The organism is Streptosporangium sp. NPDC000396 (assembly GCF_042898655.1).
Classification (GTDB): Bacteria; Actinomycetota; Actinomycetes; order Streptosporangiales; family Streptosporangiaceae; genus Streptosporangium.
In genome coordinates this window covers 61,749-87,404 of sequence record NZ_JBIAZA010000038.1, presented here as the reverse complement: position 1 = coordinate 87,404, position 25,656 = coordinate 61,749, and the positions used below count along the sequence as shown (strand labels likewise).

The window sequence follows — 25,656 nt, the reverse complement described above, 5'->3', positions numbered from 1 at the left end:
GACGGACCCCGCGTCTGCGACATCGGCCTGGGCCTGCCCACCACCGAGCCCGACTACCGCGCCCCCGAACTCCTCCACGCCGAGACCCAACTCCCCCCAGGCGCCCCCCGCCCCATCCCCGGCAGACCCGGAGACCTCTTCTCCTGGGCCGCGACCGTCGCCTACGCCGCCAGCGGCCAGGCCCCCTACGACGGACAACTCGGCAAGGTCCTCGAAGGCCCGGCCAACCTCACCGGCATCCCACCGGAACTCGCCCCGCTCCTCATCGCCTGCCTCGACAAACAGCCCTACGAACGCCCCGACACCCGAGCCGCCATGCTCCGCCTACTCGGCGAAGAACCGGCGAACCCCACGCACTCCGCCGATGGCCGTACGGCCGGCTTCGAGAAAAGGGACGACTCACCGGACGAGGCCGTTCCCCCGGCTTCGGCCGTACCGGCCGAACCGCAACCCATCGCGCAGCCGGTCTGGAGTGCTCCCTCACTGCCGAAAAACACATCTCAGGCCGACGTGGCCGCCACGCCCGCAGCTGCGTCGAGCGAGAACCGGCCGAGGAACGGCGGCTTCCCCCTCGTGCCGGCCGCCTTCGTCGGTGCGGCCGTCCTGTTGGCCGGACTCGGGCTGTGGGCCGCCGGCCGGTACACCTCCCTTGACAACGCGGGGCAGGTAGCCGCCGAGCAGAAGATCTCCGCCGCCCTCCCCACGCTGCTTGATCAGGGACAGGGCCAGCCGCAAGGACAGGGTCAGGGCACCGGGGACGCCCCGGCGGACGTCGGCAAGGTGACCGTACCCTGGGGCAGCACACCCGATCCGCAGGCTCCAGATGTCGGGCCGCTACAGCTGAACACGGACGTTCCAACGGTTTCGCCGTCGGTCCCGTCGCCGACCTCGCTCGTCACTCCACCGCCGATCCCGGTGCCGACGCTCCCGGCCAAGACGGCACCGGAGGCGACCCGGAGGGCCGATGCCAAGGTGACGCCCACATCCGCCAAGTCCAGGAACACGCCCAAAAACACCCGGGCGCCGAAGCCCGGCCGCACACCGAAGCCGACCGCTGAGCCGGCTCCCAAGCCCACGCATACGCCGACGCGGAAAGCGAGCCCCACCGAGAAGCCCTCGCAGCCACCGACGTCGAGGCCGACAAAGTCCGCACAGCCGACCAGGCCCGCTCAGCCCACCAAAACCCCACAGCCCACCACGTCGGCGCAGCCCACCAAGCCTGCGCAACCGACTAAGTCCGCGCAGCCCACCAAATCCGCACAACCGACCAAATCCGCGCAGCCAACCAAGCCCGCACAACCCACCGCGTCGGCGCAACCGACCAAGCCCACGCCGAAGCCGACGAAGTCGTCGCCTCCGCCGTCTCGCCCGAACCCCTACAACCCGCAGCAGGTCTGCGGATCCGGCTACTACCTGCAGCGCTCCGGATCCTTCAGCGGCGGAACCGTCCACCAGCTCTACAACACCTCCACCGGCACCACCTGCGTGGTCACCATGAAGAGCACCGACGTGGGCACCGCCACCTCGGTCTGGGCCACCCTTGAGGTCCAGAACGGCGGATCCAAGACCGACCGGGGCAACTACGAGTACTACGCCGGCCCGGTCTACCTCCCCTCCAAGGGCAAGTGCGTCCGCTACACCGGCGGCGGACCCGCCGGCAACACCGGCGCCGACTGGGCCAACTGCGGATAACGCGGTCCCCGCTTCGACACGGAGAGTCCCCTCCCCCTGAGCTCGCCAGGGAGGGGACTTTCGTCGTTTGAGCGGCATCGACCGCGCCGGGCCGTACACCGCCGGCGCGAGACTGCCGCCCCGGCCGGACCAGATGACCGACGATCTCCCCCTGCTTCGATGAGACCGTCGGGTGATCACGCTTCTATGCTGTGGGGTACCGCGCACCCGGCGAGGCGGAGGTGGGATGCAGACCCGTCGCGATCTTTACCAGGCGTACAAGCTGATGAGCCAGCGCCTGGGCATGGCCCTGCTCCAGGGAGAGCCGGATCTTCCCGAGTCTCCGATGCGCAGGCACAACGTGGCCATGTTCGGCAGCGCGCTGGTCGCGGTGCTGGTGGCGGCCGTCTTCGGCATTCTGGGGCTGCTCAAGCCCGGCAGCGCGACCGCGCTCACGGATCCCGGGACAATGATCGTCGAGGAGGAGTCAGGCGCGATCTTCGTCTACAGCGCCCCCCAGGGGAAGATGATCCCCGTCGACAACGCGACCTCCGCGCGGTTGCTGCTGCGCGCGCAGAACGTGAAGGTCCGCACGGTCAGCGCGGCCTCGCTCGCGCGATACCAGCGCGGCGCTCTGGTGGGCATTCCGGGCGCCCCCAAATCCCTGCCCGCCCCCGGCAAGCTGGTACGCACCCCCTGGTCGGCCTGCGTGACGGAGGCCGTGGACACCAACGGCGAGCGCAAGCCGTACACCACGCTGGTCGGCGGGATGAACGTCGGGGGCACGCCGATCCAGCCGGGCACGGGCATGATCGTCGGAGGAGGCGGGCAGGCATGGCTGCTCTGGTCGAACTATCGGCTGCCGCTGCCGGCCAAGAGCATGCGGGCGCTGGCCCAGGGGCAGCCCCGTCAGGTCCCGGCCACCTGGCTCAACGCACTGCCCGAGGGGCGCCCCTTCGAGGCGCCGTCCATCCCGGACCTCGGCCGCGCGACACGCGGACCCGACGGTAAGAAGGCCGCGGTCGGCAAGGTGTACAAGGTGCCGTCGCTGACCGGAGGACCCGAGAAGTGGTACGCCCTGCTCTCCGACGGCCTGGCGGATCTCACCCCCGCCCAGGCCGCGCTGCTGCTGGAGGACCCCACCATCAAGAGGGCGTACCGCGGGGCACAGCCCCTGCCGGTCGACATGGCTCCCGCGACGGCGAACGCGATGCCGAAGTCGGCCGTCGACCTGAACGCAGGCGGGCTCCCCGCGACGATGCCGAAGATCATCCCAGCTCCCTCGACGAGCCTGCTCTGCGCCGTCTATCCCGACACGGAGCGCGGCTCGACGCGGGCGGTGCTGACCGTGGGCAGCAGCGGCGCCGTACGGATTCCGCAGCCGCCGAAGGGGTGGTTCAGCCAGGACGTGGTCGACCAGGTGGTGCTTCCGGCGGGCGGCGGCGCCCTGGTGGGGCTGCTGCCGGGAAACGGCAGGCTGGACGCGGTCGGACCGCTCTTCCTGATGGACGACCAGGGACGGCGATACTCCATCCCGTCCGTGGAGACACTGCCGAGCCTCGGCTACGCCCCGGAGAACGTCGCCCCGATCCCGGCGGATCTGGTGAGGCTGATCCCCCAGGGCCCGGCGCTCGACGCCGAGGCGGCGTTGAAGCCCATCCAGGTCAACCAGCCGGCGCCGGTCCGGCCCCGGCAGTGACAGCGGACGGCCGCTCTCGAAAGAGGCGGCCGTCCGCGAGAGAGGGGCGCCGTCACGACGGTGAGGACCGGCCGGGTCCTCAGCGTCGTCCCCGGCCGGTCACCGTCGGCTGCTACCAGCCAGGCTTCGGGATCATCGACGGCTCCTTCAATTCGGGGGTCTTCAGGTCGGGCGGGGGAGAGATCAGCTGGTAGGAGGCCTTGTCGTAGTTCAGGGCCTGGGTGAACGTCGGCGCTTCCGCCTTCATGGGCTTCACCCCGACCAGCCCCTTGCTCTCCTGGTTGAGAAACACGGACACGCCGACGACGTAACCGGTGACCTTCCAGGTGCCCTTTCTTATCGAGCTCGTGACCCCCTCCATGGTTCGTGAGAGGTTGGAGGAGATGCCCATCGCCTGCCCATCGGCGGTCAGCCCCCACACCGCCGTGGCGCGAGCGAGCAGCACATAGGCCGCCAGCAGGTCCAGTATCCCCGCGATCGCCATGCTGATCTGGGCGCCCGCGTAGTAGAGGTCCGCCGCCGAAGTAAGGCAGTCACTCACGCCTTGGCGACGGGTGTCGAAAAGCGCGAGGTTCGTGTCGAACTCCTCGAAGGCCTTCAGGAACGCGTCATGAGCGGTGCCCTTCCAGCCTGTTACCTTGCCGTCGCTCTTGCCGACCTCCGCCACCATCTGCCTCAGCTCCTTCCGGAGAGAGGCGATGTCGGGGCTCTTGTCGGCGCCCGGAGACCATTCCTCAGAACACCGATTCATCTCGCCCGGGTCGGAGATCAACGTTGTTATCAGGACCGTGATGGGTCGTGCGTAGGGGATGATGAACGACGCCGCCGCGCTCATGGCGGCCGCGCTTATGTACATCGCCTGGCCTTCTTCGTACTTCGACACGAACTCTGGCCTCCGATCAGCTTCCGATCACGGGAGGCGCGACGTCTCCGTCGTCACCCCAGACGTCTTCTTCCTGCGAAATCCACGTGCTGCGTTCACGATCCTTGTCGCCTTCGCCGCCGGCTCCGCCCATGGGGGTCATCGGCATCATCGGCATGCCACCGGCACCCAGAGCTCCGGCACCCGGCACGCCGGGGCCACGCCCCAGGTTCATCCCTGAGGCGCCGCCCGCTCCTCCGGGGAAGGAGCCTCCGCTGCCCGTACGGTATCCCCCGCCGAGGCCTCGTTGATCCGTGGTCAGACCGTCCGTCCCGGGCAGCCTCAGATCCGAGGTTCCCGGCTGTCTGATGTTGGCCAGAGCGTCCTGGACGGCCTGCTTCGGGTCGTATCCGGCGAGCTGGGTCTTGAGGTCCTTGTCGTCGAGCCCGCCCGGCTTCGGCAGATCGCCCACACCCGGAGGCTTGGGCAGGTCGTCCATGCCTGGAGGCTTGGGCAGATCACCGGTGCCCGGGGGCTTGGGCAGATCGTCCATACCCGGAGGCTTCGGCAGATCACCTGTACCCGGAGGCTTGGGCAGATCACCGGTGCCCGGGGGTTTCGGCAGATCGTCCATACCCGGAGGCTTGGGCAGGTCGTCCATGCCTGGAGGCTTGGGCAGATCACCGGTGCCCGGGGGCTTGGGCAGATCACCCATACCCGGAGGCTTCGGCAGATCACCCAGACCGCCGGGCGGCTTTATGCCGCCGGGGCCGAAGGGGCCGGGGTCGCCGCCGGGTGGCGGCGGGCCCTCATCGCCCGGCGGCTTGGCCTGGCTGGCTTTGTGCGCCTCCTCGACGTTCTTCGCCAGGGTGGGAAGCGCCTCCTTATAGGACTCCAGAACTCCTTTGGCTTTCTCCATGGCCTTGGCGAAGCTGTCGCGCACCTCGCGGTGGGCCACGTTCAGGCCTCCCCCGATGACGCCGAAGGTCAGCGTGTGCATGTCGATGGTCTTGGTGTAGCTACTCGCCTCCCCCAGGACCGGGGCACGGCTCCCCAAGCCGCCACCCAGGCCCTTGACCCGGTTATGGTCCATCTCGAGGTCGGGGTCCATGGTGTAGGGGTCGGGGGTCATGGAACCCAGGTTCGTGTTCACACCCGGAAAAGAGTAGGAGCCGGTGGAGTTGGCTCCGGAGGAGTCGGTCACAGTGGCCTCCGTCGCGAGGTGAGTCCCGCGCAAGCTGATCGCATCGATCATGCAGACTACGTCAGCCTTTCGGCCACCGTACAGGCGATCCATCCTGATTGTTCCCTAGAGGACTGTTTGTCCGGAAAAGGAGGTGTCGCGCTCCCGACGCCCGCCAATGCAATCAACCACCGAGACATCCCACCATCACCCAAATAGCCAAACTATATATAAAACGGACTTTTCGTTATATTGCAGGCATCACACGTGGACTACGTAGCGCAACAATTAATTCACAAGCTGCTCATATACCAAAAATATGCATATTTGTAATCAAATATTAATTTTTTGACTCGTGAGTGATGTGACGGTTGATCGCTAGTGTGGTGGTCCTCTGCCGCCGCCTGGCCATCCGGGGGTAGGCGAGTGCGGCAGCTCATCTGGAGGTGATCATGGCGGACCAGTCGCAGACACAGGTAAGCGAGGCCGACCTGGTTCAGGCTGTCAACTGGATCGAGGACTCCGCGGAGAAGATCCGCGGCATCCAGCAGAGGCTTGACCAGGCGGGTCACACCCTGAAGGTCAACTGGAAGGGTGACTCGCACGCCGCGTTCAACAAGGTTCACCAGAACTGGCATGACCGTATCGACGTCATCCTGATGAGCCTCAAGGATCTCGCGGAGAAGGTCGCGGCGAGCAACAAGAACTACCGGGCGTTCAACGAGCAGGCGGTGACGGAGATCAACAAGATCGAAGCCCTCATCAACGCCTCGTCCGGATACTGACGTCTAAGCCCGCTCACCCTTCAAGAACGATACGGAGACCATGATGGCTGCTCATGACGAGTTCGACGTCACACTGATCAACTATGGCGGCATGGACGCCGGTGAGAGCGACTTCCAGAAGGCCTACAACGACCTGGTCACGGAGCTCAACGACCTCGAAGGCAAGCTGCTGCAGAAGACCGCGATCTGGCAGGGTGCCACGGAACAGGCCTTCCACCAGGTGCGGCAGACCTGGAACAAGCAGGCCGGCGAAATGGCCAACATCGTCCAGCTGATGGCCAAGAACATCAACATCACCCGGATGAACATGCAGGATGCTGAGCGCGTCAACACCGGCATGTTCGACGTTAGGTGATCGAAGGAATCCTTCGAAAAGCCCTCTCGGTCGCCTGAGACTGAGGGGGCATGAGCCATGACTGTGAAACGGGGAATCGAGACATGGGTCACGATGGCGGTGTCAACCTCAGCCACCAAGCCGTCATAAACGCCGAGAAGGATCTCAAAGAGGTGCTCACGCTGCTGAACCCCGGCTGGGAGAAGGGCAACGACACCCCTCTCTTCCCCGAGACCGGGCCCGTCCGGCAGCTTTCCAGCACCCCCGAGGCATTCGGCGGCGCCTGGCCCTCCACTCAGGGCTTCCAGGCGAGCTTCCGGGGCGCCGAGAGGGCGATCAGCGGCAACTGCACCGCGATCACGAAGCAACTCGAGAGCGCGATCGGGCTCCTCAGGATGGCGCTCACGAACTTCGAGACCGCCCACCAGAAGGGCGCGGAACAGGCCGGGCAGCTCCAGGTCTGAAGACGGGCCCATAAGCGACACAGCAGGCACGGTGCCGGCTCGAGGGGACGGGTGAGGGTTCGTGGGCGCCCAAGAAATGCCGATCAGGCAGAAAATCGACACATCTGAATTCGACGGCGTAACGCTGGACATACTGAAGTCCGCGCTCGACAAGGCCAACCCGGAGCTGATCCAGAACGCGGCTGGAGAGTTCAGGTCGGCGATGGGCAAGCTGAACACCCTGATCGAGAAGCTCGACAAGCATCTCGACTCTCTTGACAAGAACTGGACCGCCGGCGAAGACGCCAAGACCGTGAAAACCCAGCTCCGTCGACTCCGTGAATCGACGCAGAGCGTGGTCGACTCGATCGTGGAGCCCAACCCTCCGGGAAAAATGGGTCCCCCCGTTCCCAAGGGGGTGGCCCCCGCCCTGGAGATGTACAGCACCACCCTGAAGGCGTTCAGAGGCGACCACATACCGGAGAAGTCAGACAGCGACGTCTCCTTCCTCGAAGGGGCCTACCAGGGTGGAATGGCCGGCGCCGGAGGAGGCGCGGTAGTGGGCTCGTTCTTCGCGGGAGTCGGCGCCGTGCCCGGCGCCGTCATCGGGGCCGTCGGCGGAACGATCGTCGGAGGCGTCACCTCGCTGTTCACGGACGGCCCCTTCATGAACATGTTCGGTGACTCCAAAGAGGAGCAGGACATGAAGGCCGCCAAGGAGCATCTGAAGAAGCTCACCGATGCCACGGCGCAGGTCAACGACGCCTTCCCGAACTCGCTCAAAACCGACATCCCCGAGTTCACCCCGCCCAAGATCTCCCCTGTCAACCTCCCTGCCCCACCCGGAAGCACGATTCCCGGCGGGTATCCCCCTGGGCAAGGGTTCGATCCGTTTGCCCCCGGAGGCAACGTCCCTGACTGGAACGACCCCAGCCGAAATGGGCCCGGTTGGAACGACCCCGGCAAGAACGGGCCCGGCGGCGACATCCCCGGAGGCAACATCCCCGGCTGGAACGACCCCAGCCGGAACGGGCCCGGTTGGAACGACCCCGGCAAGAACGGGCCCGGCGGCGACATCCCCGGAGGCAACATCCCCGGCTGGAACGACCCCAGCCAGAACGGGCCGGGCGCGAACGGTGGTCATCCCGGCGGCTCAGGTGCCAACGGCCAGGGCGGGAACGGCACGCAACCGCCCGGAACCTCCGGGCTCGACACCAAGCTGGCCGGCTACGACTCGCACATGCGTGACCTGGCCGGTCGAGCGAACCAGCTGGGCGACCTCAACCAGCAGAATCTCCTGGGAAACTCCGGCCATCAGGGCTCCTCAGGCAGTGGCTCCGGCAACGGCTCCGGAAGCTCCACCACGGGCATCGGCACATCCACACCGGGAAGCGGCGCATTCGGCAGTGGGGGGGCGGCCGACTCCAGAGGCATGAACGGCGCGCGTGCCCTCAATGCGAGCACCGGAGCGACACCATCCGTATTTCCGCACGGCAAAAACGGCTCGAAGGAAAACGAAGAGGCGGAAGAGCATGAGCGGACCACGTGGATGTGGGAAGACGAGGACCTGTTCATGAGTGACAAGTCGACGACGACGCACCTCATTGACGGGACCCCGAAGAGGAAGGGCAGGGCATAAAGGATGACCAGGCAAGACGATTTCGCAGGCCCGCCGCCTCCCGAGCTCGAACTCGCGAAGAACTGGCCCGGACTCGACGGGACGGATGAGGGGTCGGGCTCCGGCCCGGAGCTCAACCACACCCGGATCAGGCAGATCTTCCAGGCGCTGAGAGATGACCTCCAGGCCCTGCAGGGCAAGAGCCCGGGTTCGATGAGCGCCACCTGGAGTGGTCCCGGAACCCTCGGCGAGGTCTCCGGGCTCGGCAACGTGGGGCCTTCGGACACCGGGAAATGGCAGGTGGCCGACTATTACGGGCAGAGTGTCGAGCAGGGTTACACCGTGCTGAGCGGCAAGCAGCAAATGCTGTTCGACGGCTGCGAGGCGCTGATCACAGCGCTTGAGAAGGCCGTCACCAATTACGAAAAGGGTCACGACGCCAGCAGCGCGTGAGGTTACAGCGGGGATATAACCATGGGGTCCAAAAACCAGGGCTGGGAACCGATCAGGATCTATCCGAGTCTGTACGGCCTTGAGGAGGAAAAGCTCACCAGGGCTCAGATCGAGGCGTTGCTGAAGGCCACCGACCCGGACCGGCTGGCAAGCGCCGGAGAGAGCTTTCGCTCCGCGGCCAAGCTCCTGGGCGGCAAGGGAGGCGGCGGTGGAGGCGAGTTCGGCATTCAGTCCTCGCTCAGCAGGACGGCCAATGACCTCGCGGCCGTGTGGAAAGGCAAGGACGCGGCCAAGGTGCAGGAGGTGCTCCGCAAGCTCCATGCCACCGCGGGAGCCCTCGGCGACGCGATGCAGTCGACCGGCGAATCGGTTTCCCGGTACGCGGAACGGCTCAAGCACTACCGCGACACGTTGCCGCCCGCTCCCCTGCCTTTGACACCCAAACCCTCTCCCGGCATCGCCCCCACCCCTTCCGCCACATCCACCCCCTCCACCACACCCACATCTGCCCCTACTGCTACATCCACCCCAAAAACCATCCCCACACCTACGACCACCAGCCTGCCCACGCTGACACCCAAGCTCGACCCGGACGCACCGGCCCAGGAGCACCTGCGCAAGTTCAACAAAGAGATCGACACGATCAACTCCACGCTCGCCGAAGGGCTGGCCTTCGACATTCCCCCCGTCGAGCCGATCGATTTCAAGCCGAAGGAAGAGGCCCCGCCCATCACCGTGGTCACCACGAAGACCACGCACCAGCGCCCGACCCAAACCTGGAGGCCCGGCTCCAACACGCCCGGAGGCTCGGGGGACACCGGCGGGTCGGGCGACAACGGCGGGTCCGGTGGGACAGGCGGATCCGGCGGCTCGGGCGGATCGGGCGGTAATGACGGTTCGGGTGGAACCGGCGGTAATAACGGCGGCGGTGGCAATGACGGCGGCGGTGGAACCGGCGGTAATAACGGCGGCGGTGGCGATGGCGGCACCGGCGGAACGGGCGGCACCGGCGGTAATGACGGCACCGGTGGAACCGGCGGCCAGAACGGGCCGGGCGGCGGAACGGGTCCCGGCCAGCAGGACGGGACAGGGCACAGCGTTCCACCCGTCATCGGAGGGTCGGACAACCCGTCCCAGCGCACCGACCTGGCGGGCCTCAACCAGAATCCCCTGAACCCCGGACCGCACACGACCAGCCAGACCGGGCTGAACCCGCTGACCAACACCATCGGCACCCATCCCACTCCCACCGGAGTGGGTCCCAGCACGGTGAACACCAACAGCCTGCTGAACCCCAACGGAGTGATCACCCCCTTCCGCGACATCCGTCCCACCACGGTGTTCGGCGGGGAGAGCATGGGGGCGGCGGCCACGAGCGAGCTGGGCCTCATACGCCCGGGCGCGGGCGGGGCAGGCTCTTCGTTCATGCCGCCCCCGCTGGGAGGTGGTGGCGGCGAGGAGAACAAGCAGGAACGCGACCGGGAGATCTACGCACCGGAGAACCACTGGGCCCCTCAGCAGCAGACGACCACCTCTGCCGTCCTCGAGTGAGAGCAGGGTCGGCGTGCATCAGATCGGGCAGGGCTTCGGTGAGCTGATCGCCGAGACCAGGCGGCTCCTCTCCGAGGCCGGGAATTCGCAGGACTCGGCGGAGGAGCCGCTTCAGGGCAGCGGTCAGGCGGCGGGCGGGCAGGTGAGCGCCGTGGCCGGCCCGGACGGGCGGCTGCGCGAGCTGACCCTCAATCCGCGGGTCATGCGCATGGCCTCGAAGGACCTCGCATGGGAGATCCTCACGGCGGTGAACGCGGCCCTCGACGACCTCCGCGCGGGTCTGCCCGGTCTGGAGCAGGCGGCCGCCCTGGACCCCGGGCCGCTCGTCAAAAGCCTGGACGACGTTCACGACGAGATGATGCGCCGCCTGGGCGAGTTCACGGCCGGGATCGAGTTCACCGTACGACGGCTGGAGGAGCGCTGAACGGGAACTACGACGTGGCCATCTCGCACACGGACCTCCGGCACACCGAGACGGGCCTGCGCGAGACCGGCACGAGCCGGTTGGAGGAACTGCGGGACTTCCGCGCCTACCTTGAGGGGGAAGGCGACCCGTGGGGTGACGACGAACTGGGAAGCATGGTGGGCGCGGCTTACCACGCGATAACCCAGCGCGCGCTGGAGGTCTACACGTCGCTTGCGGAACGCCACCTGACGACGGGCGGCAACGTCGGAGTGATGTCGGTGAACCACCGGTCGGCCGAGCAGCGCAGCGTGGAGGAGTCCGAGCGGATCATGCGGGCCGTACGACAGGTGTGACGGTCGATCATCGCCGCAGGTCGGCGTGGGGCAAAATCACACCGGCCGGACCCAAAGGGTTGATCGCGACGCCGACGTCGGCAGGCAGCAGGGCGACCAGGTCGCCGCCGCGAATCCGCTGCCATCCCGTGGAACCCTCCGGAGGCTCGCCGGGCAGGTGGGGCTGGGCCGTGTAGGCGAAGGCCGCCCGGCCCTCACCGGTGTCGAACACGGGAATGCCCCGGTCCGGGCCGGCCGCCACGACCACATCGGCCGCAAGGAACAAGGGGGCGATGTCCTCCCCCGTGGCGTAACCGGTCGAGCTGAGCTGGATGGCGCCGTCCACGGGATCGGTCGGCTCGGGATAGCCGAGCGCCACCGGCGAAGGCCGGTAGTTCGGGTTGTGCCGGAACTCACCGGTGATCTCGCCGCGTTCGTCGGCCCGCCACGCGCCGACGATGCCGTACGGTGGCACCTCGCCGTCGGGGTCGAAGAAGGGATCGACCGCGTAGAGCCACGTCCCGGGGCTGCGCCGTGCCTGCTCACGCAGCTCGTCGGTGAGCGGCGGAGGCGGTGGGGCGTCGTTCACTCGAATCCTCCTGGTCATCCCTGAGGGTAGCCGGGGAACGGGTCGTAGTGGGGATTGGGAATGAAGTTCTCCGGCGTCTTGGGCACTCCCGCAGGCCAGGCACCGGAGATGTAGCGCCGATGCACGCCGCCGGGGAAGGCGACCTCCCGTTCATGGCCCAGGCGGGCGGCCGCCGCGGGAATCGTGCTGTTGACGTCGATCCCGCCAGGGGCGTCCACCTCGTAGACGTAGCCTCGCGGGAAGACGTTCTCGATGTCCCGGCGCTCGCTGGTGCCCACGAAGGCGGAGGGCGTGCCTTTGTTCACGTAGTCGCCCAGGTTGGTCATGGATGGATCCCGCGGGTGGAGCCCCTGCTCGAAGATCTCATCCGGAGGCCGGCTGCTGGCCCGGTAGACCGGCTCGCGCTCTCTCCGCCAGATCGGATAGGGGGTGATCTTCTTCACGTCGATGTTCTTGTCGGCGGCCGCCTCCAGGTAGTTGTCCGGGCCGCGGAGGGGTGTCGGCGGACGGTGCGGGGGCATGGGCCTGCCGGCCTGCCGCGCCGGAGACTTTCCCAGGAGCTGGGAGGCTTTTTCGAACAGACGCCGCGTGCTGCGTTCCATCAGCTCGCCCGTCTTGCGGCCGGCCTCGCGTCCAGCCAGGCGGGAGCCGTCCACCAGGGCGGGAATGCCCGCCAGGGAGGCTCCTCCGGTGGGCGCCGAGGCCGTGACGAGCTGGTTGAGGCGCATCAGGAACCGTGCGAGAAGCAGGATCAGCGCCGCCTTCATGACGAGCACGACCAGGGCCGAGAGCTGCAGCGCGGAGCCGATGAGCAGCGCGGCGAGGGCCGCGTCGCCCTCCTGGCCCGAGGTTCTCCGCGATTCCTGCTCAAGCATCCGCACGTCGTCGCCCTCGTTGCGCGACGTGGTCCGGGCGACATGCGCGCTGGCGGTCGACACGCCGCGCAGCATCGTCGTCCCGAAGGCGACCCATCGCCGGCCGGATGCGAGGAGCAGATCCTCGTTGACGACCGGCCAGCGAAAGAGAACGTTCATGACCGCGGCCAGTTCGGGCGGGGGTTGCAGCGCCACAGCGAGCTACGGGTTCAGAGGCCGAGGCGGCTGCCGATGCGGTCGAGTTCGTTCATCACGTTCTCGAAGGTCTTGTTGTAGGCCGCCTCCGCATCCCTGGCCTGTTCCAGGATGGCGTCGGGGTTGTTGAAGAACCGCATGGGGTTGTCCTCCTCACCGAACGCCTCCGCCATGACCTGGCTGAGCTGCTCCTGGAGGTCGAAGGCCGCGTCACGGATGGTTTCCTTGATCTTTTCGGCGAGCTCGCCCGCGTTCAGCCGCATCGCCTTGGGGTGGAGTTCGAGCTCGCGCAGCCCGTTGCCGGCGTACTCGACGGTGACCAGCCCGTCCTCGTCCTGAGCGCGCCCGACCACCGTGGCCATGGTTTTCTGCACTTCATCCACGCGGGCGAAGTGCCCTGAGGTGTACTTCAGGATTTTGTCGACGTCGATGTTCTCGTAGTTCCCGGGGGCCGCCATCAATCGCTTCCTCTCACAGGCACCGCTGATCACTTGCGCAGCAAGCTAACCGCACCGCCCGTTCTACGCAATCCAGACGAAAGTTACGCCCCACACGGCCTCGATCGGGGCGGCCTAGGGCTCGATCCAGTCGAAGCGCTCGTGACCCTTCGGGAGCTGGTTCGGGGCGGGGGGAGACTGGAACGACGGATACTTGCTGGAGTCGAGGGTCGCCTCGCGGAAGTTCACCTTCGCTTCGCCGTTCGGCATGATGTGGTGGAATTGGTGATCCTTCTTGATCGCGTTCGTCAGGACACCGTTTCCCGCCGTCAGGATGGATGCCAGCGTCTTGGTGAAGATGGCGGTCGTTCCGGTGGCCGCGGTCGCGACGGACTTCTCCAGCAGCATGCCCCAGGGCCTCGCCTGCGGCACAAGCTGCATTCGCTTGGCCACGATTATCAGCATGATCGCCGAGATCACCATGGTCCCGATCTTCTCCCAGTAGCTGCGGTAGGAGGAGGCCACATCGTCCACCATCTTCGCGATGTCGGCGAAGGCACCGCGCAGGACGCCGATCTCCCGATGGAAGATCCATATGACCCGTTCAAGCTCCTTCTGGTCCTTCGCGATCCAGCCTTCCTTCGACGTGCCCACGATCTGCGCGAGAAGCTGTTTCATCCCGTCGTCCAGGCTGCCGGAGATGCGGTTCTTCCAGTGCCCCGCCGCCTGCGCCATGTCGGGCTCGTTGGCGATCGCCGTGCTCGCGATGATGATCAACGGGATGAGATATCCCGACCACCTGCCGGCCTTCTTCAGCATGTCCAGCACCTTCGGGCCGATCGGCTCCCGCATCTGCGGGGGCGGCCCGAACTGCGGAGTCGCATACGGATTGGCCGGATAGGGAATCGGCCTCTGCGGAGGCATGGTGGGGGGCGGAGACATGGCGGGACGCGGGGCCATGTTGGGGGGCGGCCCGAACCGCGGGGTCGCATACGGGTTGTGCGGCCAGGGCACCGGTTGCGAGGGAGGGGGAACGTTCCCGTAATACCCAGACATCAGCGGTGCCTGATGATGCTGTGGTCCTCGGCCGCCCGCCAGTTACGCTTCGCGATGGTGAGCGTGTTGCACCAGCCGTCGACGACGTCCTCGGCCTCACCGAGCACCGTGTCCGCCTGCCGGCACGTGGCCCTGTAGGTGCCTCCCAGGATTATTTCGCCCAGGAGCCCGAACCCGGGAGAGTCGATGTGAACCGTGTCGAGCATCCTCCGGACGAACGCCACGGCCTCCTTCAGCTCGTTCTCGAGGCGGCTGCGCGTGAAGTCGATCGCGTCCGATGTGATGTGGACGTCCGGCCCGGCGGCGGTCGGCGACGGAGGGGTCGGCGATGGGGCGAACGGAGCGAACAGGGCTTCTGGAGAGAACGGGTCGAACGAAGGAGACGAAGCGTCCGGAGCGAACGGGTCCAGCGCAGGAGACGAAGCGCCCGGAGCGAACGGGTCGAACGGAGGAGGCGTCGTGACAGTGCTGTTGTTCACAGATCAGGATTCTTGTCGACGGTTCCTCCCGCCCCCAGCCTCACAAGAGGATCTTCATGATCACTTAACCGGCTGGACGGCAATCGCTGGCTGTCAGTTAACCCATGGCCGGTGCCCTGGGCGCATGGAATTCAACAATTCAGAGTTTCGTCTCGAGGATCTCGACCGGGTCATGCGGGACAGCGAGCACTCCCTGCGTGACCTCACCTCGGCGATGGACGGCCTCAGCGAGATCATCGGGGAAGGCGAGAGCCGCAGCGGCACGGTCTCCGCGCGCGTGGACGCCAACGGCCGGGTGACCGAGGTGAAGATCAACCCCAGGGGCATGCGGCTGGACAGCGAGACCCTCTCCGAGGAGATCGTGGAGGCGCTGCAGGCCGCGCAGGACTCCCACGAAAGCCAGATGCGGGAGCTGGTGGCGCTCCCGCTCGGCGGAGAGGACGCGCTCGAAACGATGCAGCGTCAGTTCCAGGAGCTCCAGGATTCCTTCGCCGCGGAGATCAGTGAGGGGATCGCCAGGATGGAGCGGTTGAAGAACCGCGACCACCGGGACCAGTGACGCCCCCCGCGTCTCAACCGGCCAGGCCCCGGACCCAGGAGTAGACGTCCAGCACGCCGAGCGCGAGCGGGAACAGCGCGACGATCAGCAGGATCTCCAGGATGTCGCCCGCGCGCCCCCAGAACGGGGACGGTTTCCCCGACGGCAGCCACAGGCCCATGCTCGCCGAGATCGTCGCGGCGCACAACAGCCCCATCACCGCGACGAGCGCCACGACGCCGCCCGCGCCGGCGACCTGGGAGATCACGAGGGCGAGGATCCCGGCCACACCGGAGATCATCAGCCAGAGCCGCTGGCCGAACCCGTGGAAGACACGGACCCGCATGATGAGCGTCAGCGACAACGCCAGCGTGGTGGCCACGGCGACCCAGCCGCCGTTCATCACGAGGTAGAGCTGGGCGACCAGCGCCACCATGCCGGTGCCGGCGACCAGCCCGGTCGCGTAGCGCTGCGCGTGGATGGTGCGCTCACCGATGGACTCGCCGTCGACCTGCTGGTTGTCGTTGCGCAGCTCTTCGGCGCTGGTCGGCATCGTGGGCATCGGCAAGCGGGCGAGCCGGAACGACAGCATCGGGACCAGCGGGTTGAGCGCCAGCAGGATCGCGAGGGCCACCGCGGCGACCCCCGCGGGGGAGGCCCCGGAGAACATCACGACGGCGGCGCTCACGGATCCGACCATCGAGGCGATCGCGGCGCCCAGAAAGCCGGGCACGCCGTCGGCGATCGCGATCAGGCTGATGGTGGCCACGAGGCCGACGCAGGCGAAGGCGGCGAGCATGTTCGGCGCGCCGAAGCCGAACGGGCCTCCGGCGCTCGCCGGTGCCATGAGCCCGGCGAAGAAGCCGTACGGCAGAGCCGCGTAGCCGATCAGCGCACCCGACGACGAGTCACCCAGGGCCCGGGACAGCGCGGTGCCGGCGATGATCAGGAGGATCGCGAAGACCCCGGCGACCACCGCGGAGACCGTCCACGGCGGTCCCGCCAGCGCCATGACCGCCGACCCGGTGACGAGGGTCGCCATCGCGACCCCCAGGCCCACCAGGCGAGTGTGCTTGTCACCCCATTTCCCGGGACCTTCCGTGACGCCCGTGGCGATCACATCGGCCACGTCGTCGAACATGGCCGGAGGCAGGACGGCCTCGCGCGGCCGGAGGTAGAGGATCTCGCCGTCGAGCACGCCCAGGGCCCCGAGGCTCTGGCCGATGTCGAGAGGAGGGCCGCCGAGCCGTTGCAGCACCCATCCGGGCCCCGACGCCGAGTCGCCTCCGGCCTCGCCCACCGCGCGCAGCAGGCTCGGCAGCACGTGCGGCAGGGGAATGTCCGCCGGTAGCGCCAGGTCGACCTTTCTGTGGGGAGCCACGATCGTGACATGGCACAGAGCCGGTAGGGGTGCGGCGAACTGCGCCAACGCGCCCTGCGGCACCGGCCCCTGAACGGGCGGTTGAGCCAGCGACCTCACAGTCCTACTCCCTCTACCACAGGCATCACGGACATCAGGGACATCACGGATACGGTATCGGGGAGAGCGGTGATCGCGTGCAACAGCCGCGATAAACGTTTTCTGGTAGGAAGGTAGCGCAAACGATCAGGAGGGCGATTCAGGGTGAGCATCGTCATCGTACGGCGCCCGGAGCGTCGGCCACCGCCCAAGGCTCCGCGAGGCGAGATCCTGCTCGAATCGCCGCCGGAGATCCCGGAAGTCCAGTCACAGGGCTTCACCGCGATCCTCACCTATCTGCCGATGGTCGCGGGCGGCGCCGCTATGGGCCTGATGTTCACCGCCAACGGCAACGCCAATCCGATCATGTACGTGGCGAGCGGCCTGTTCGCCGTGTCCATGATGGGGATGACCGTGGGCCAGATCGGCCGGCAGTCCGGTGAGCGCAAACAGCGGCTGAACGGCCTGCGCCGCGACTACTTCCGGTATCTGTCCCAGGTTCGCCGGAAGGTGCGGCGCGCGGCCGTCCAGCAGCGCGAGGCCCTCGAATGGAGCGGCCCCGCCCCCGACTCCCTGTGGTGGGTCGCCATGAGCCAGCGCCTGTGGGAACGGCGGCCCCGCGACGACGACTTCGGCACCGTACGGCTCGGCACGGGTGTGCAGAAGCTGGCCGTCCAGCTGATCCCGCCGGACTCCAAGCCGGTCGAGGATCTGGACGCCCTGTCGTCCGGTGCGCTGCGCAGGTTCGTCCGGGCGCACTCGACGGTCGCGGAACTCCCGGTGGCCGTGGCCCTGCATTCCTTCGCCCGGATCAACCTGACGGGTGATCCGGTCGCCATGCGCGAGCTCGTGCGGGCGATGATCGCCCAGATGACCGTGTTCCACTCCCCTGACGACATGCGCATCATGGTGTGCGCGAGCAAGGAGTGGATGGCTCAGTGGGACTGGGTCAAGTGGCTGCCCCATGCGCTGCACCCCGAGGAGTCCGACGCCGCCGGCCAGGTGCGTCTCATGGCCGAGAACCTCTCCGAGCTCGACCGGCTGGTCGGCGGGGAGCTCAAGGAGCGCGCGCGGTTCAAGCCGGGCCCCGCTCCCGACGCCCTGCCGTACCACGTGCTGATCATCGACGGCGGCCATGTGCCGCAGGAGTCGCAGCTCGGCACCGACGCCATCCAGGGCGTCACCGTGATCGACCTGTCCAACTCGGCGGGACCGATCGAGGAGAAGAGCACGCTCCGGCTGGACATCCAGCCGGACGGCTTCTTCATGATCAAGATCGATCACGCGGGCAAGCGGACCTCGACCCGCCTCGGCGACCCCGACCGGCTGGACTTCCTGCGGGTCGAGGGCCTGGCCCGGCAGCTCGCCCCCCTGCGCGTGTCGACCGCCAAGGGCGGGGAGACGCAGGACGTGCTCTCGACGAACACCTCGCTCACCGACCTGCTCGGCGTCGGCGACCCGACCCGCCTCGATCCGGCGGTGACGTGGCGGCCCAGGGCCGGGCGCAACCGGCTGCGGGTGCCGATCGGGTTCGGCGCGGACGGACGCCTGGTCGAACTCGACATCAAGGAGTCGGCCCAGGGCGGGATGGGGCCGCACGGCCTGGTCATCGGCGCCACCGGATCGGGCAAGAGCGAGCTGCTGCGCACCCTCGTGCTCGGCCTGGCGATCACCCACTCGTCGGAGATCCTGAACTTCGTCCTGGTCGACTTCAAGGGTGGCGCCACCTTCCTCGGCCTCGACACCCTGTCCCACGTCTCGGCGGTCATCACCAACCTCGAAGACGAGCTCCCTCTCGTCGACCGCATGTACGACGCCCTGCACGGCGAGATGGTCCGCCGCCAGGAGCTGCTGCGCGCCGCCGGCAACTACGCCTCCCTGCGTGACTACGAGCGCGCCCGCGAGCAGGGCGTCGACCTGAGCCCGTTGCCGACGCTGTTCGTCGTGCTCGACGAGTTCAGCGAGCTGCTCTCGGCCAAGCCCGAGTTCATCGACCTCTTCGTGATGATCGGGCGGCTCGGCCGCTCTCTCGGCGTCCACCTCCTGCTGGCCTCCCAGCGTCTGGAGGAGGGACGGTTGCGCGGCCTGGACACCCATCTGTCCTACCGGATCGGCCTGCGCACCTTCTCCGCGATGGAGAGCCGGACCGTGCTCGGCGTCGCCGACGCCTACGAGCTGCCGTCCGCCCCGGGCAACGGCTACCTCAAGTTCGACACCACCGGGATGACCCGGTTCAAGGCCGCCTACGTGTCCGGGGCCTACCAGGCGGATCCCCTCCACGCGGCGGCGGCGGGCGGTGAGGGCCCCATCCGGCAGGTCGTGGAGTACGGCCCGGAGTTCGCCCCGATCCCCGTGGTGGAGGAGCCGAAGAAGGAGCTGACGGCGGCGGAGGAACCGGCCGGGCAGGGCTCGCTCAGCCTGCTGGACATCGTGGTCAAGCGGCTGGCCGGCCAGGGGCCTCCCCCGCACCGGATCTGGCTGCCCCCGCTGAGCGAGCCGCCGACCCTCGCCCACCTGCTCCCGCCGCTGACGGTCACGCCGGAGTACGGCCTCAGCACGACCGGGTGGGCGGGCCGGGGACAGCTCCATGCCGTCGTGGGCCTCATCGACAAACCGTTCGAGCAGCGCAGCGATCCGTACTGGCTGGACGTGTCGGGCGCGGCCGGGCACGTCGGCGTCGCCGGAGGAACGCAGAGCGGCAAGAGCACGGTGCTGCGCACGCTGATCACCAGCATGGCGCTCATGCACACCCCGCGCGAGGTGCAGTTCTACTGCCTGGACTTCGGTGGCGGCGCGCTCGCCGCCCTGGAGGGACTGCCGCACGTCGGCGGGGTCGCCACCCGTCTCGACGGCGACCGCGTCCGCCGCACGGTCGCCGAGATCTCCGCCCTCCTCGAACAGCGGGAACGCGCCTTCACCGAACAGGGAATCGACTCGATCATCAGCTACCGGCGCCAGGTCGCCGACGGGACGATCGAGGGCGACAATTTCGGCGACGTCTTCCTGGTCGTCGACGGCTGGCTGACTGTCAGGCAGGAGTTCGAGTCGATCGAATCCGCCGTCACCGATCTGGCCGCACGCGGCCTGGGCTACGGCATCCACGTCATCGCCTCCACCAACAAGTGGTCGGAGTTCCGGCCGAGCATCCGGGACCTGTTCGGCACCCGGGTGGAGCTCAAGCTGGGTGACGCCTATGAGTCCGAGGTCAACCGCAAGCTGGCGCTGAGCGTGCCCGAGGCGACGCCGGGCCGCGGGCTCACTAGAGAGGGCCTGCACTTCCTGTCCGCTCTCCCCAGGGTCGACGGCGTCCGCAAGTCCGACGACCTGTCCGTCGGCGTGCGCGCGCTCGTCGACGCCATCAGGGAGGCCTGGCAGGGTCCCCCCGCCCCCAGCGTGCGGCTGCTGCCGGCGGTGCTGCCCGCCACGGCGCTGCCCGACGCGACGCAGACCGGCCCCGGCCAGATTCCGGTCGGCATCGACGAGGCCACCCTGATGCCCGTCATCCTCGACCTCGACACCGACCCGCACTTCATCGTGGTCGGCGACACCGAGAGCGGGAAGTCCAACCTGCTGCGTCTCATCACCGAGGGGCTGGTCGCCCGGCGCACGCCGCAGGAGGCCAGGATGATCGTGATCGACTACCGGCGGTCCCTGCTGGACTCGGCCGCCACCGAGCACCGCATCGGCTACGCCGCCTCCAGCGCGGCGGCGACCGAGCTGATCAACGACGTCCGCGGTGCGCTGCTCAAGCGGCTGCCTCCGGCCGACCTCACGCCCGAGCAGCTCCGGGCGAGAAGCTGGTGGCAGGGCTCGGACCTGTACATCGTCGTCGACGACTACGATCTCGTCGCGACCTCGTCGAACCCGCTGCTGCCGCTGGCGGACCTGCTGCCGCAGGCCCGCGACATCGGACTGCACCTGATCCTGTCACGCGCGATGGGCGGCGTCGGCCGGGCGATGTTCGACCCGCTCATCCAGCGGATGAAGGACATGGCCAGCCCCGCGGTGATCCTGTCCGGCAACAAGGACGAGGGCCAGCTCTTCGGCAACGTGCGCCCGCATCCGCTCCCGCCGGGCCGGGGCTACTTCGTCGACCGGAGGAACGGCGCGCGCCTGACGCAGACCGCGTTCCTCCCGCCTCAGGAGCCCGAGGAGAACGCGTGACGGACGAAGCGGAACCATGTCCCTTATGATCAACATTCGTCTGCTTTGTACGAACGCCGGAAGGGGTCGGCTACGTGGCGGGTCTCGATCTCCATTACGCCGCACTTGAGCAGTGCCGCACGAACACGAAGAAGGTGGCGGGAAAGTTCGACGACCTCGACCGCGCGTATCCCGCCGCCACCACCGACTCCCTCATCTTCGGGAAGCTGACGGACTCCAGCACGCTGGCCACGGCCGTCGACGGCATCGAGAAGACGATCGGCGCCGAGGCGGGCTTCGCCAAGAGCAAGCTCGAAGCTGTCGAACGTGCCCTCGACACCGTGCAGGAGAACGTCCGCGACGCCCACAAGGCCACCTCGGACGGGGGCCGCAAATGAGCGACGGCGACAGGAGCGGTCCCAGAGAACCGCTCACCCCCATCGTTCCGGGCAGCTCGGAACTGCTCGACATCGCCATGAAGGTCAACGGCAACCAGGAGTCGATCAAGGCGATCGCCACCCGGTGGCGGGGCGCGGCGGGCAAGGTGAACGAGCACGCCGGTGAGCTCCTCGGCGCGGTGAACACGGTGAACAACGCCTGGCAGGGACAGTCGGCGGACGCGTTCGACACCCACATGCGCAAGTACGGCAAGGCCGGAGACGCGCTGCACGACGCGCTGGCGAACTGCGCGAACTCTCTCGACACCGCCGCCGAAGCGCTCAACACCGCCGAGTCCGAGGTGAACACCCTCACCACCAACCTCGTCACCCAGTGGAACACCTACTGCACCAACAATCCCAAGCAGACCGACGAGGAGCGCACGGCGGGCATCAAGCCGTCGGTCGACCAGGCCGTCATCGCCGCCCGCGGCCATCTGGGCAAGGCCAACGCGGCCGTCACCCAGGCGGTGGCCGACCTGAAGAAGCACCTGGACGAACGGTCGATCACTTTCGAGGACATCCCGGCACCCGGCGATGAGAAGTTCACGCCGACGCCCGGCTACGCCTTCGACTGGCAGCGGACGCCCGGCTACGAGGCGTCCCCCAAAGGTGGCGGCGGCCACGGCGGCAGCGGCGGCCACGGCGGTGGCAGTGGCGGTGGAGCAGGCGGCTTCGGCGGTTACGGGCCGAGCGGCCCGCCCCCGCCCGGTGGCGGGCCCGAGCCGGAAGGCAAGGTCAAGGGGTGGATCGAGGAGGCGATCAAGATCCTCAAGGAGCACGGGTACCCCGTCGAGAAGATGAACCCGAGCGACATCTGGATGATCATCCAGCACGAGTCGGGCGGGGACCCCAACGCGATCAACAACTGGGACTCCAACGCGGCCGCGGGAACCCCGTCCAAGGGCCTGATGCAGACCATCGACCCGACCTTCGACTCCTACAAGCTGCCCGGGCACGGGAACATCTACAATCCGGTCGACAACATCATCGCCGGTGTCCGCTACGCCATCAGCCGCTACGGCTCGGTCTCGAACGTGCCCGGCGTGGTCGGGACCAAGACCGGCAGCGGCTACGTCGGCTACTGACGGCACGACCGCCTTCGCCGGATCCCTTCAGGGATCCGCCCCGAAATCTGGGCGAGCCGGGTGCCGGGCCCGCTCTGGTCGACGAGCGGGCCCGGAAGCGGCCCCTACTAGGCTGTGATGATGAAGCTCACGAAATTTGGACACGCGTGCGTTCGCCTGGAGAAGGGCGACTCGGTCCTGGTCATCGACCCGGGGACCTTCAGCGAGGAGTCCGCGCTGGACGGGGCGCAGACCGTCCTCATCACCCATGAGCACTTCGACCACGTGGACGTCGACCGGCTGCGCACGGCGGCCGAGACCAACCCGTCCCTGGAGATCTGGACCAACGAGGGCGTGGCGGCCACGCTGACCGACGTCCCGGCGAAGATCCAGATCGTACGGCACGGCGACACGTTCGACACGGCCGGCTTCGGAGTGAAGGTCGTCGGCGAGTGGCACGCCCCGAACCACCCGGACATGCCGATCGTCCGCAACGTCGGCTTCCTTGTGGACGAGGAGGTCTTCTACCCCGGCGACGCGTTCACCCCGCCCGGAGTCGAGGTCCCCACGCTCCTGGTGCCGACCAACGCGCCGTGGATGAAGGCGTCGGAAATGGTGGAGTATCTCCGGCAGGTCCGCCCGGCCAGGGCCTTCTCCACCCACGACGGCCTGCTCAACGACGTCGGGCTCGGCCTCATCGACATGTGGCTGAACCTTGAGTCGGACAAGCAGAAGGCCGAGATGCGCCGCCTGAAGCCGGGCGAGTCGGTCACACTGCCGTAGCGATCGTGGCCGATCCGATCACGGTGTCACCCAGGTAGAGCACGGCCGCCTGACCGGCGGCGACTCCGGTGGCGGGGGCGTCCAGCGTGATGTGGACCTCGTCACCGGAGAGCTGGGTGCGGCAGCCGTACACCTCGCCGTGGGCGCGAAGCTGGACGGTGCAGGCCAGCGGCTCACGCGGCGCGGCGACCGGGCCGTTCCAGACCGGCCGGACGGCCGTGATGGCCGTGACTTCCAGGGCCGAGCGGGGGCCGACCGTGACCGTGTTGGAGACGGGCTCGATGGACAGCACGTAGCGCGGCCGGCCGTCGGCGGCCGGGCGGTCGATGCGCAGGCCCTTGCGCTGGCCGACGGTGAACCCGAACGCGCCCTCGTGCTTGCCCACGACCTCGCCCGACTCGTCCACGATCGGGCCCTCGGCCGCGCCGAGACGGTCGCTCAGGAAGCCACGGGTGTCGCCATCGGCGATGAAGCAGATGTCGTGGCTGTCGGGCTTGTCCGCCACCATGAGCCCGCGCCTCGCGGCCTCCTCACGGACCTGGGCCTTGGTGGAGTCGCCCAGCGGGAAGATCGCGTGCTTGAGCTGCTCCCGGGTGAGCACGCCGAGCACGTAGGACTGGTCCTTGCCCTCGTCGGGGCTGCGGCTCAGCACGCCGTCGACGAGCCGCGCGTGGTGCCCGGTGGCCACCGCGTCGAAGCCCAGCGCGAGGGCCCGGTCGAGCACCGCCTCGAACTTGATCTTCTCGTTGCAGCGCAGGCACGGGTTGGGCGTGCGGCCCGCGGCGTACTCGTTGACGAAGTCCTCGACCACGTCGCGATGGAAGCGCTCGGCCATGTCCCAGATGTAGAAAGGAATGCCGATCACGTCAGCGGCCCTGCGGGCGTCTCGCGAGTCTTCGATCGTGCAGCACCCTCGGGCACCGGTCCGATACGACTGCGGATTGGCGGAGAGCGCCAGATGAACGCCGGTGACGTCATGACCCGCCTCGGCGATGCGGGCGGCCGCGACGGCGGAGTCGACACCGCCGGACATGGCGGCAAGCACACGAAGTCTCATAACACCCTTGAGCGTACCCGCGTTGGCGCGCGCCCCGTGAGGCTGGGAGAATCCGGGGTCATGCGACTGTTCGGGCGCAAGAACGAATTCACCGCCGAGCCGGCCGACGGCATCGGCGAGTTCTGGACGTGGTGGGCCGAGGCGAGGCCGGAACTCGACGCGATGGTCGCCGCGGGGGAGGCCGACCGGCTGGCCGAGTGGATCGGGCCCGCGGTGCAGGTCGTCCATCCCTCCCTGGTGTGGGAGATCGCCCCAGGACTGAGCGCCGACCAGGCACTCGTGGTCACCGCCGCCGGTGATCCGGAGCTGCGCCCCGTCGCGCACCGCTGGGCCACCGCCGCACCGGCCGCCGACGCCCGCTGGGAGTTCCATCCGTCCCGCCAGGCCAACCCGCACGCCATGGACCTCACGCTCGACGTGGGAGGCTACGAGTTCGCGCTGGACAAGCTCGTGCTCGGCCTGCGGGCCCCCATGGGGAACCCTCGCGTCGACGTGATCGCCCACCACCCGATCTTCAGCCTCCTGGACGACGAGACCAGGACCGAGGCCACCCTGCTCGCCCTCGACTGGCTGCTCGGCGAGGACGACGTGGCCCGGTGGATCGGCGACGTCACCGCCTCCGGGTTCGAGCCGATCGACGCGGTGCCCGCCGTGCATCTGCCCAGCGTGGTCTCCGACCTGGCCTCCGGTTACCAGGACGAGCAGTGGGCGCTCCTGGAAGGCGAGACCGCCACCGGGGCCCGTCTGATCGCCACCGCCCGCTACCCGCTCCGCCCCGTCGACTATCCCCTGTTCGACCAGCACATCGCGATCACCCTGCCCTATCTGCACCGCGACGCCGACGGTCTGCCCGTCGGGCCTTCCCTGGAGGCGCTGCGCGACTTCGAGGAACGTCTCACCAGGCGGGTCGGCAGGCTGAACGGCAGCGCCGTGTTCGCCGCGCACATGAGCGCGGAGGGCCAGCGGGTGCTGCACGTCTACGCCGACCCGGCGGGCGAGGCCGCCGTCCACGCCAAGGAACTGGTCGTGAGCTGGGAGGAGGGCCAGCCCCAGGTCGACGTGGTGGGCGACCCCGGCTGGATCGCGGTCTCGCCTTTCCTCACCTAGCCAGACCCCGGTCCGGATCGGGCCGGACCGGGGAGTATGGAAGGCAGGGCCCATGCCCCGCTGATCATCCTGGCGGCTGAGGCAGGGCCTATGCCCT

25 protein-coding genes are annotated in these 25,656 nt (G+C 68.1%); 16 read left to right on the top strand and 9 right to left on the bottom strand.

Annotation, left to right across the window (positions count from 1 at the left end):
- Together ACFY2X_RS41010 and eccB are read left to right on the top strand one after the other, a co-directional pair.
- Window positions 1-1,692, top strand: a 1,692-nt coding sequence (locus ACFY2X_RS41010) for a serine/threonine protein kinase (RefSeq protein ID WP_389948793.1), incomplete at its 5' end; no start/stop codon positions are given.
- A 226-nt stretch (window positions 1,693-1,918) separates the two neighbouring features.
- Complete coding sequence (gene eccB / locus ACFY2X_RS41005; protein WP_389948791.1) at window positions 1,919-3,370, top strand: type VII secretion protein EccB; 1,452 nt, start codon at window positions 1,919-1,921, stop codon at window positions 3,368-3,370.
- A 112-nt stretch (window positions 3,371-3,482) separates the two neighbouring features.
- On the opposite strand, the gene ACFY2X_RS41000 is transcribed toward eccB, so the two are convergent.
- Window positions 3,483-4,253 carry a WXG100 family type VII secretion target gene (locus tag ACFY2X_RS41000; RefSeq protein WP_389948789.1) on the bottom strand — a complete coding sequence of 257 codons (771 nt, stop codon included), beginning with the start codon at window positions 4,251-4,253 and terminating at the stop codon, window positions 3,483-3,485.
- Window positions 4,254-4,269: 16 nt separating this feature from the next.
- On the bottom strand, window positions 4,270-5,436 hold the full coding sequence (locus ACFY2X_RS40995; protein ID WP_389948787.1) for a hypothetical protein: 1,167 nt from the start codon (window positions 5,434-5,436) through the stop codon (window positions 4,270-4,272).
- 431 nt (window positions 5,437-5,867) lie between these two features.
- On the opposite strand from ACFY2X_RS40995, the gene ACFY2X_RS40990 reads away from it, so the two are divergent.
- The 8 genes from ACFY2X_RS40990 to ACFY2X_RS40955 all read left to right on the top strand — a co-directional run bounded on the left by ACFY2X_RS40990 (window position 5,868) and on the right by ACFY2X_RS40955 (window position 11,358).
- Entirely contained in the window at window positions 5,868-6,200 is a 333-nt protein-coding gene (locus ACFY2X_RS40990) for a WXG100 family type VII secretion target (RefSeq protein WP_389948785.1), read from the top strand.
- A 43-nt stretch (window positions 6,201-6,243) separates the two neighbouring features.
- Window positions 6,244-6,555 carry a WXG100 family type VII secretion target gene (locus tag ACFY2X_RS40985; RefSeq protein ID WP_389948783.1) on the top strand — a complete coding sequence of 104 codons (312 nt, stop codon included), beginning with the start codon at window positions 6,244-6,246 and terminating at the stop codon, window positions 6,553-6,555.
- Window positions 6,556-6,638: 83 nt separating this feature from the next.
- Window positions 6,639-6,998 carry a hypothetical protein gene (locus ACFY2X_RS40980; RefSeq protein WP_389948781.1) on the top strand — a complete coding sequence of 120 codons (360 nt, stop codon included), beginning with the start codon at window positions 6,639-6,641 and terminating at the stop codon, window positions 6,996-6,998.
- Window positions 6,999-7,059: 61 nt separating this feature from the next.
- A complete protein-coding gene (locus ACFY2X_RS40975) occupies window positions 7,060-8,616 on the top strand; it encodes a hypothetical protein (protein WP_389948779.1) in 1,557 nt (518 codons plus the stop codon).
- Window positions 8,617-8,619: 3 nt separating this feature from the next.
- Entirely contained in the window at window positions 8,620-9,048 is a 429-nt protein-coding gene (locus tag ACFY2X_RS40970; RefSeq protein ID WP_389948777.1) for a hypothetical protein, read from the top strand.
- A gap of 21 nt (window positions 9,049-9,069) precedes the next feature.
- Window positions 9,070-10,599, top strand: coding sequence for a WXG100 family type VII secretion target (locus ACFY2X_RS40965; RefSeq protein ID WP_389948775.1), 1,530 nt, complete (start codon window positions 9,070-9,072; stop codon window positions 10,597-10,599).
- A gap of 13 nt (window positions 10,600-10,612) precedes the next feature.
- On the top strand, window positions 10,613-11,023 hold the full coding sequence (locus ACFY2X_RS40960; protein ID WP_389948773.1) for a YbaB/EbfC family nucleoid-associated protein: 411 nt from the start codon (window positions 10,613-10,615) through the stop codon (window positions 11,021-11,023).
- Between the two features lie 14 nt (window positions 11,024-11,037).
- Window positions 11,038-11,358 (top strand): hypothetical protein, encoded by a 321-nt coding sequence (locus tag ACFY2X_RS40955; RefSeq protein ID WP_389948771.1) that lies wholly within the window; start codon window positions 11,038-11,040, stop codon window positions 11,356-11,358.
- A gap of 7 nt (window positions 11,359-11,365) precedes the next feature.
- Here ACFY2X_RS40955 and ACFY2X_RS40950 read toward each other — a convergent pair whose 3' ends face one another.
- The 5 genes from ACFY2X_RS40950 to ACFY2X_RS40930 all read right to left on the bottom strand — a co-directional run bounded on the left by ACFY2X_RS40950 (window position 11,366) and on the right by ACFY2X_RS40930 (window position 14,968).
- Window positions 11,366-11,926 carry a type VII secretion system-associated protein gene (locus ACFY2X_RS40950; protein ID WP_389948769.1) on the bottom strand — a complete coding sequence of 187 codons (561 nt, stop codon included), beginning with the start codon at window positions 11,924-11,926 and terminating at the stop codon, window positions 11,366-11,368.
- Window positions 11,927-11,940: 14 nt separating this feature from the next.
- A complete protein-coding gene (locus ACFY2X_RS40945; RefSeq protein WP_389948767.1) occupies window positions 11,941-12,996 on the bottom strand; it encodes a hypothetical protein in 1,056 nt (351 codons plus the stop codon).
- A gap of 14 nt (window positions 12,997-13,010) precedes the next feature.
- Window positions 13,011-13,454, bottom strand: a complete 444-nt coding sequence (locus tag ACFY2X_RS40940) for a YbaB/EbfC family nucleoid-associated protein (protein ID WP_389948765.1) — start codon at window positions 13,452-13,454, stop codon at window positions 13,011-13,013.
- A 114-nt stretch (window positions 13,455-13,568) separates the two neighbouring features.
- On the bottom strand, window positions 13,569-14,252 hold the full coding sequence (locus ACFY2X_RS40935; RefSeq protein WP_389948763.1) for a hypothetical protein: 684 nt from the start codon (window positions 14,250-14,252) through the stop codon (window positions 13,569-13,571).
- A gap of 236 nt (window positions 14,253-14,488) precedes the next feature.
- Window positions 14,489-14,968, bottom strand: a complete 480-nt coding sequence (locus tag ACFY2X_RS40930; RefSeq protein WP_389948761.1) for a hypothetical protein — start codon at window positions 14,966-14,968, stop codon at window positions 14,489-14,491.
- Window positions 14,969-15,092: 124 nt separating this feature from the next.
- Between ACFY2X_RS40930 and ACFY2X_RS40925 the strand changes: the two genes are divergently transcribed.
- Entirely contained in the window at window positions 15,093-15,527 is a 435-nt protein-coding gene (locus ACFY2X_RS40925) for a YbaB/EbfC family nucleoid-associated protein (protein ID WP_389948759.1), read from the top strand.
- A 13-nt stretch (window positions 15,528-15,540) separates the two neighbouring features.
- Here the strand turns inward: ACFY2X_RS40925 and eccD are convergent, their stop codons facing one another.
- Complete coding sequence (gene eccD / locus ACFY2X_RS40920) at window positions 15,541-16,986, bottom strand: type VII secretion integral membrane protein EccD (RefSeq protein WP_389948757.1); 1,446 nt, start codon at window positions 16,984-16,986, stop codon at window positions 15,541-15,543.
- A gap of 144 nt (window positions 16,987-17,130) precedes the next feature.
- On the opposite strand from eccD, the gene eccCa reads away from it, so the two are divergent.
- The 4 genes from eccCa to ACFY2X_RS40900 all read left to right on the top strand — a co-directional run bounded on the left by eccCa (window position 17,131) and on the right by ACFY2X_RS40900 (window position 23,395).
- Complete coding sequence (gene eccCa, locus ACFY2X_RS40915) at window positions 17,131-21,129, top strand: type VII secretion protein EccCa (protein ID WP_389948755.1); 3,999 nt, start codon at window positions 17,131-17,133, stop codon at window positions 21,127-21,129.
- A 74-nt stretch (window positions 21,130-21,203) separates the two neighbouring features.
- On the top strand, window positions 21,204-21,506 hold the full coding sequence (locus tag ACFY2X_RS40910) for a hypothetical protein (RefSeq protein WP_389948753.1): 303 nt from the start codon (window positions 21,204-21,206) through the stop codon (window positions 21,504-21,506).
- Window positions 21,503-22,633 carry a transglycosylase SLT domain-containing protein gene (locus ACFY2X_RS40905; RefSeq protein WP_389948751.1) on the top strand — a complete coding sequence of 377 codons (1,131 nt, stop codon included), beginning with the start codon at window positions 21,503-21,505 and terminating at the stop codon, window positions 22,631-22,633. Before ACFY2X_RS40910 ends, ACFY2X_RS40905 begins: the two co-directional genes overlap by 4 nt.
- Window positions 22,634-22,753: 120 nt before the next feature.
- Entirely contained in the window at window positions 22,754-23,395 is a 642-nt protein-coding gene (locus ACFY2X_RS40900) for an MBL fold metallo-hydrolase (protein ID WP_389948749.1), read from the top strand.
- On the opposite strand, the gene mnmA is transcribed toward ACFY2X_RS40900, so the two are convergent.
- A complete protein-coding gene (mnmA, locus tag ACFY2X_RS40895; protein ID WP_389948747.1) occupies window positions 23,382-24,452 on the bottom strand; it encodes a tRNA 2-thiouridine(34) synthase MnmA in 1,071 nt (356 codons plus the stop codon). The genes ACFY2X_RS40900 and mnmA overlap by 14 nt on opposite strands.
- Before the next feature lie 60 nt (window positions 24,453-24,512).
- Between mnmA and ACFY2X_RS40890 the strand changes: the two genes are divergently transcribed.
- Window positions 24,513-25,559 carry a DUF695 domain-containing protein gene (locus tag ACFY2X_RS40890; RefSeq protein ID WP_389948745.1) on the top strand — a complete coding sequence of 349 codons (1,047 nt, stop codon included), beginning with the start codon at window positions 24,513-24,515 and terminating at the stop codon, window positions 25,557-25,559.
- Window positions 25,560-25,656 lie beyond the last annotated feature (97 nt).